The organism is Staphylococcus sp. GDY8P94P (assembly GCF_017892255.1).
Lineage (GTDB): Bacteria > Bacillota > Bacilli > Staphylococcales > Staphylococcaceae > Staphylococcus > Staphylococcus cohnii.
Map to the genome: position 1 here is coordinate 486 of NZ_JAESKU010000010.1, position 6140 is coordinate 6625.

Genomic DNA, 6140 nt, shown 5'->3' on the forward strand with positions numbered 1-6140 from the left:
TGATAGGCGTGGTATGAATAGCACTATGTTCTTTTTGATTATAATTTTCAATTAAAAAGTAACGTAATTTTTCTTCAAAATTGTGAAAATTTATTAAATTACTAGGAATATCACTATTGTTTATATATCCAGGCAGTTGTTCTAAGAAAATTTGGTTAACTGTCTGAAAAAAGCGTTCTATTTTTCCACGACCACGAGGGACACCAACTTTTGAAAACATCAAATTTATTTTCAAGTCAATAGCGACTTGTTCCATGTGATTTGAGGTAAAGTCACTTCCGTGATCTGTATAGAATTTTTCGGGTATACCACACACTGGCCAGTTGGTATCATTCTTATTCCATATTGCTTGGTATAGTGTTAATGCTGTGTTTTGAGCATTAGGAGAATCAAAACTTATAAAATAGCCTGCAATGGCACGACTATAGTCATCCATAATAATGGTTAGCCATGGTCTATTGATATTACCTTTTTGATCTAATATATAAATATCTAGCAAAGTATGGTCGGCTTGCCATATTTCATTGGGTCTTGAGGATTCTCTTATTTGTATTAAATCGTACTTATTTTGATAGTATTTTTCACCTTGGTGAGAGAAATCAATAACAGACTTAGGCATTGCTTTAATAATACTATAAACTTGTTTGTAGCTTGGTTTATCAAAATTATTCTCTATACAATAATTAGCGATTTTCCTATGAATTGTAGCAATACTATTTCTTTTATTCTTAAGTGCAAGGCGTTTAATCTCGTCAATTATGTTTTGTTCTAATTTACGCTCACCTTTATCAACTCTTGTATTATGAATTAGACCAGTAAGTCCTTGTTCCTTATATAATTTATTCCATCTATAAAGTGTACTTAATGCAATACCTTTACTTTTTGAAATGGTTGATAAAGATTGTTCGCCCAAGATAAAAGGTTTTATAATATTGTACTTTTGAGTAGCTTTTTTACGCTTGGCTTCAGAAAAATTAGTTAGATACTTCTCCTTGTTTTTCATCTTCCTTATCCTCCAATTTATTGAGGTAACGATAAATTGTTGTACGTGAAACTTGCCACTGCTCCGCAATTGTTTTGATTGGTGTGCCATTATCATAAAGTGTTTTAAGTAAATTTAAATCTTTTTGGCTTAATTTTTCTGGTCTACCTCCATAGCGTCCTCTAGCACGTGCTGCAATTCGGCCTGCTGAAGAACGTTCTAAAATTAAATTCCGTTCAAATTCTGCAAATGCTGCGAACAAATGAAATAATAATTGTCCTGTAGAACTTGATTTATCCATCGTTATATTTTCTTCTAAACTGTGGAAACTTACTCCTCGTTCGTTAAGCTCATTAACTAATGTGATTAAATCCTCCATATTACGTCCTAATCTGTCTAATCTCCAAACAACAATCGTATCTCCTGACCTCGCAAATTCAATTGCTTTATCTAAACCAGGTCTTTTACTTTTTGAACCACTGATATGGTCACTAAATATTTTTTCACAACCATATTGATTTAATCGATCCTCCTGTAAATTCAAATTTTGTAATCCAGTTGAAACTCTTGCATAACCTATTTTCAAAATACAAACCTCCTATATACACATTCAGTGTACCATAACTTAATTCTAAGGTCTTTTATGAACATAGATTTTTTGTTGGGTTTTTGAACACTCAATCATATAATATACCTACCTATTTAGACATAAAAAGGGAGTGTGCAGAAAATGGTTATTTTCTGTACACTCTTGTTATTTACATAAGACCCTTTAACATACCGTACCAATACATTTTAGGTAATAAATCTTTTTTAAAAATATACATACTTCTTCGTTCTTTGGCCTGGTTAAAAGGCAATGTTTCTTTTGGTTTTTTATTATAATCAAACTCGGCAAGTATTAATTTATTGTACCCGGTAACGATAGGGCACGAAGTATAACCATCATAATGATGCGTCAACATTTCATTATCCATTACTTGCAATAGGTTATTAACAACTATAGGCGCTTGTTTACGAATTGCTGCTCCTGTTTTGGAAGTAGGTGCATTTGAAGCATCACCAAGCCCAAATATGTTAGAGTAGCTTTTATGCTGTAATGTGGTTGGGTTAACATCTACCCAACCATCACTATCTGAAAGTGTACTTTCTTTAAGTACACCTAAGGGACCCATGGGTGGTGTTACATGTAACATTTCATAATCTATTGTCTTTCTATCGTCTGTTTTAATGTGTTCAAATGTAGCCTCTTTTTTGTCTCCGTCAATTTCAACAAGATTATAATTATAATTGACAATTATATCCCTTTCTTCAACAATTTTCTCTAATTCTTTATTATATTTGCCTACGTCAAATAAAGCATCTTTTGGCGTTTCGTATATCACATTAGCATTAGAACGGATATTATGTTTTCTAAAATAATCTTCAGCTAAATACATAATTTTCATAGGTGCGCCTCCACATTTGATAGGCGTATTAGGATGCGTGAAAATCGCGTTCCCTTGTTTAAATTTAGAAATTTGTCTCCAAGTTTCGCGAACATAGTTAGGTGAATAGTTAGAACAAACACCATTTTTACCTATATTCTCTTTTAATCCTTTAATAGAAGACCAATTAATCTGTAATCCAGGGGCTACCACTAAAAATTCGTAACTAACGACCGAATTATCTCCTAAAATAATGCTATTGTTTTCAGGTTGAAAGCTTGAAACAGCATTTTTTATCCATTGAACACCTTCAGGCATAACACTTTTCATATCTTTACGAGAACTTTTTAAACTCGATACCCCAGCACCAACCAAAGTCCATAACGGTTGATAATAATGATATTCAGCCGGGTCTATAATTGCTATTTTTCCTTTTAAGCTTTGATTTTTTCTTAATAGTCTTGATGCCACGGTAATACCTGCTGTACCGCCACCTACAATAACAATTTGATAATACTTACTCATTTTTCCACACCCTTAAATTATTTTAATGATTCTGGAAAATCTTGATAGCCTTCTCTAATATTCACGACATTTTCAAATCCTTTATTTTCTAAGATACCCACTGCGATTGAACTTCTAACACCTGACTGACAATGTACGTATATTTTATCCTCTTTATTAAATGGAATATTTTCATTTAATAATTTACCATGCGGAATATTGACTGCTTGATCTAAGTGCCCATTATTCCACTCTTCTTCATTACGTACGTCGAGTACATTTGCTTCTTCACCAGTAATATCAGCGCTGTGGATGGATTGTGTTAGAATTTCTGATTTTGGTAAACGATAGCCTGCTACATTATCAAAACCAATTAATTGTAAAGTATGCGTTGCTTGTTCAACTGTAGATTTATCTCCGATTAAATCTACATCTTTTTCAAAATCTAAATACCAACCGATCTGGTTAATAAAGTTTTTGTTATAAGGAATATTGATTGTTCCTTGTGTATGTCCACCGTGAAAGGCTTCTTTGCTACGAAGATCAAATGCTATTCTTTCATTATCTAAACTAGGATAAACGTTGTATGGTTGATACATTTTCATACCAAACTGATTAATTTTTTTCATCTGTGCAAAGTGATGGGGTGGCGCTGGTTGATTTGATGTTAATGTTTCAACAAATTTAGATTCATCTGTTACATTAAATGCCCAGTTATTAATTTTTTCGTAACCTAGCGTAGACATTGGTATGGCACCTAATGCTTTACCACAAGGACTTCCAGCACCGTGTCCAGGCCATATTTGAATATAATCTGGTAAATTTTTAACACCTTCTATAGATTGGTACATCTGTTTTGCACCAATCTCTGTAGTACCTTCCATTTGTACTGATTTTTCTAGTAAATCAGGTCTACCGATATCACCAACAAAAATAAAGTCACCACTAAATAAACCCATTGGAACACTTGAGCCGCCACCTTCATCAGTGAGTAAGAAACTGATACTCTCAGGGGTATGACCAGGTGTATGCAAGACTTCTAATTTAATATTACCTACTTGAATAATATCTTGATTTTTAACAAAATTTGTATGTTCCGGCATATTTTTATAACTTAATTGATCATCACCTTCGCCAGATACATATATATTGGCGTTTAAACGTTTTGCCACATCCCGAATTCCAGAAGCAAAATCAGCGTGAATATGTGTTTCAGCAGCTTGTGTAATTTTAAAACCTTCGCTATCTGCAACTTCCATATATTTTGTTAAATCACGAACAGGATCAATTACTATTGCCTCTCCCGTACGTTGACAGCCAACTAAATAAGATGCTTGAGATAAATGATTATCGTAAAATTGTTTGAAAAACATATAAAGAACTCCTTATTTTGATAGATTTAATTAAATAAATAAATTATGACTCGCGTTTTCAGTATCACCTATATAAGTGCCTACACCGCCGTACTCAACTTCATCTCTTAATTCTTCTTTTGTAATACCCATGACATCCATGCTCATGGTACATGCGATTAATTTAATATCTTGAGCTATCGCTTGATTAATGAGTGATGGTAATGAATCAACGTTTTTCTTTTTCATTACGTATCGCATCATGATATTACCTAAACCGAACATATTCATTTTAGATAGTGGCATTTTCAAAGGTGTTTTTGGCAACATCAAATCAAACATTTTTGCGATACCTTTCTTTTTAACGTTAACTGTTTGCGCTTTTTTCAACGCGTTGAGTCCCCAAAACGTAAAGAAGATAGTTACATCTCTTCCTGCAGCTCTAGCGCCATTTGCAATAATCATTGCTGCCACTGCTTTATCTAACTCTCCACTAAATAGTACAATTGTCGTACCTTTAGCAGTATGATTCACTTGTAAGTCTTTTGGTTTTTCTTTTTGAATAATGGCATTAATTCCATGATTACTTTCATCAAGTTTAACTAAAGTATGACCAGTTTGTTTGACCCAGCTTTTAATGTCGCTAAGGAATCCAGGATCTGTGACTGTAACTTCGATTTGCTCGCCTACTTCAATATTTTTCACTTCTTTACTGATGTTTACAATTGGACCTGGACATTGAAGACCACTATAGTTAAATTGTTTACGCTCTGCTTTAATTTCTACATTAGTATTTTCTTCGAATGTATTATCATCGTCGTTTTTTGCTTCATACGCTTTATAGCCACCGTCTAAATTAACAATGTCGTAGCCTTGTTTAGCTAAATATTCGCTCGCTTTAGCACTTCTGGTACCACTTTTACAGTGTACAAAATAGGTTGTGTTTTTATCTTTATTGAACGATTCAATCTTATCTACAGGATGTAATGTCGCACCATTTATATGTGCAAGCTCATATTCTTCTTGTGTTCTAACGTCAATCAGTTGACCTTGTGCACCCAATTTTTCTAATTCTTGTTTACTGAAATTATTGATATGATTTTCGTTATATTGTTTCATATTAACCTCCTAATAAATACCTATACGGGTATATTAACTAATTATTTATATTATGTCAAATACGGTAGGGGGTATTTGACATGTTTACTTTTATCGTTTATTATGACTTTATTCAATTAAAAGTGGAGGAAATAACTATGAATTATGATAAAAAAATGATTAATCGTATTAATAGAATACAAGGACAACTCAATGGCGTTATTAAAATGATGGAAGAAGAAAAAGATTGTAAAGATGTCATTACTCAAATCAGTGCATCAAAAAGTTCAATCCAACGTTTGATGGGAATTATCATTAGTGAAAATTTAATAGAATGTGTAAAAGCAGCAGAGGATAATGGTGAAAATTCTGAAGAATTGATTAATGAAGCCGTTAACTTATTGGTAAAAAGTAAATAATGGATATTTCAACTATTATTATGATGTTACTTATTGGGGTATTCGGAGGCTTTATTTCGGGTCTAGTAGGTATAGGTGGCGCCATCATTATTTATCCAGCTATTTTATTATTACCACCACTATTTGGCGCTCCTGCGTACAGTGCATACATGGCATCAGGACTTACTTCCAGTCAAGTCTTTTTCAGTACTTTAAGTGGGTCATTAAAAGCGCGAAAAAAACCAGAATTTTCGCCACTATTAGTGCTTTACATGGGTAGTGGCATGATTATAGGCAGCATGTTAGGTGGACTGTTAGCAAATTTATTTAATGCTACATTTGTAAATACGATATATATGGTTCTGTTGCAAAGTTGAAT

6 protein-coding genes and 1 pseudogene are annotated in these 6140 nt (G+C 33.0%); 2 read left to right on the forward strand and 5 right to left on the reverse strand.

Going from position 1 to position 6140, the window contains the following annotated elements:
- The 5 genes from KA926_RS07525 to cstA form a co-directional block, all read right to left on the reverse strand.
- The coding region (locus KA926_RS07525; protein WP_204174399.1) for a DDE-type integrase/transposase/recombinase at window positions 1–1003 on the reverse strand (1003 nt) is incomplete at its 3' end.
- Window positions 975–1568: a recombinase family protein gene (locus KA926_RS07530; RefSeq protein ID WP_107384734.1), complete on the reverse strand. Its 594-nt coding sequence runs from the start codon at window positions 1566–1568 to the stop codon at window positions 975–977. The genes KA926_RS07525 and KA926_RS07530, both read right to left, overlap by 29 nt.
- A 172-nt stretch (window positions 1569–1740) precedes the next feature.
- Window positions 1741–2934 carry a type II sulfide:quinone oxidoreductase Sqr gene (sqr, locus tag KA926_RS07535; protein WP_069996590.1) on the reverse strand — a complete coding sequence of 398 codons (1194 nt, stop codon included), beginning with the start codon at window positions 2932–2934 and terminating at the stop codon, window positions 1741–1743.
- Between the two features lie 17 nt (window positions 2935–2951).
- Window positions 2952–4286, reverse strand: a complete 1335-nt coding sequence (gene cstB / locus KA926_RS07540) for a persulfide dioxygenase-sulfurtransferase CstB (RefSeq protein WP_050215127.1) — start codon at window positions 4284–4286, stop codon at window positions 2952–2954.
- Window positions 4287–4316: 30 nt separating this feature from the next.
- On the reverse strand, window positions 4317–5384 hold the full coding sequence (gene cstA / locus KA926_RS07545) for a persulfide response sulfurtransferase CstA (protein ID WP_107384736.1): 1068 nt from the start codon (window positions 5382–5384) through the stop codon (window positions 4317–4319).
- 137 nt (window positions 5385–5521) lie between these two features.
- On the opposite strand from cstA, the gene cstR reads away from it, so the two are divergent.
- Together cstR and KA926_RS07555 are read left to right on the forward strand one after the other, a co-directional pair.
- Window positions 5522–5782 (forward strand): persulfide-sensing transcriptional repressor CstR, encoded by a 261-nt coding sequence (gene cstR, locus KA926_RS07550; protein ID WP_002510747.1) that lies wholly within the window; start codon window positions 5522–5524, stop codon window positions 5780–5782.
- Window positions 5782–6126 (forward strand): annotated as a pseudogene (locus KA926_RS07555) (TSUP family transporter); the annotation flags it as partial. The gene cstR and the pseudogene KA926_RS07555, both read left to right, overlap by 1 nt.
- Window positions 6127–6140 lie beyond the last annotated feature (14 nt).

What these genes read in the sequence shown, in the direction of transcription:
- sqr (WP_069996590.1), bottom strand. Translation starts at nt 2,934, where the DNA reads ATGAGTAAGTATTATCAAATTGTTATTGTAGGTGGCGGTACAGCAGGT.
- cstB (WP_050215127.1), bottom strand. Translation starts at nt 4,286, where the DNA reads ATGTTTTTCAAACAATTTTACGATAATCATTTATCTCAAGCATCTTAT.
- cstA (WP_107384736.1), bottom strand. Translation starts at nt 5,384, where the DNA reads ATGAAACAATATAACGAAAATCATATCAATAATTTCAGTAAACAAGAA.
- cstR (WP_002510747.1), top strand. Translation starts at nt 5,522, where the DNA reads ATGAATTATGATAAAAAAATGATTAATCGTATTAATAGAATACAAGGA.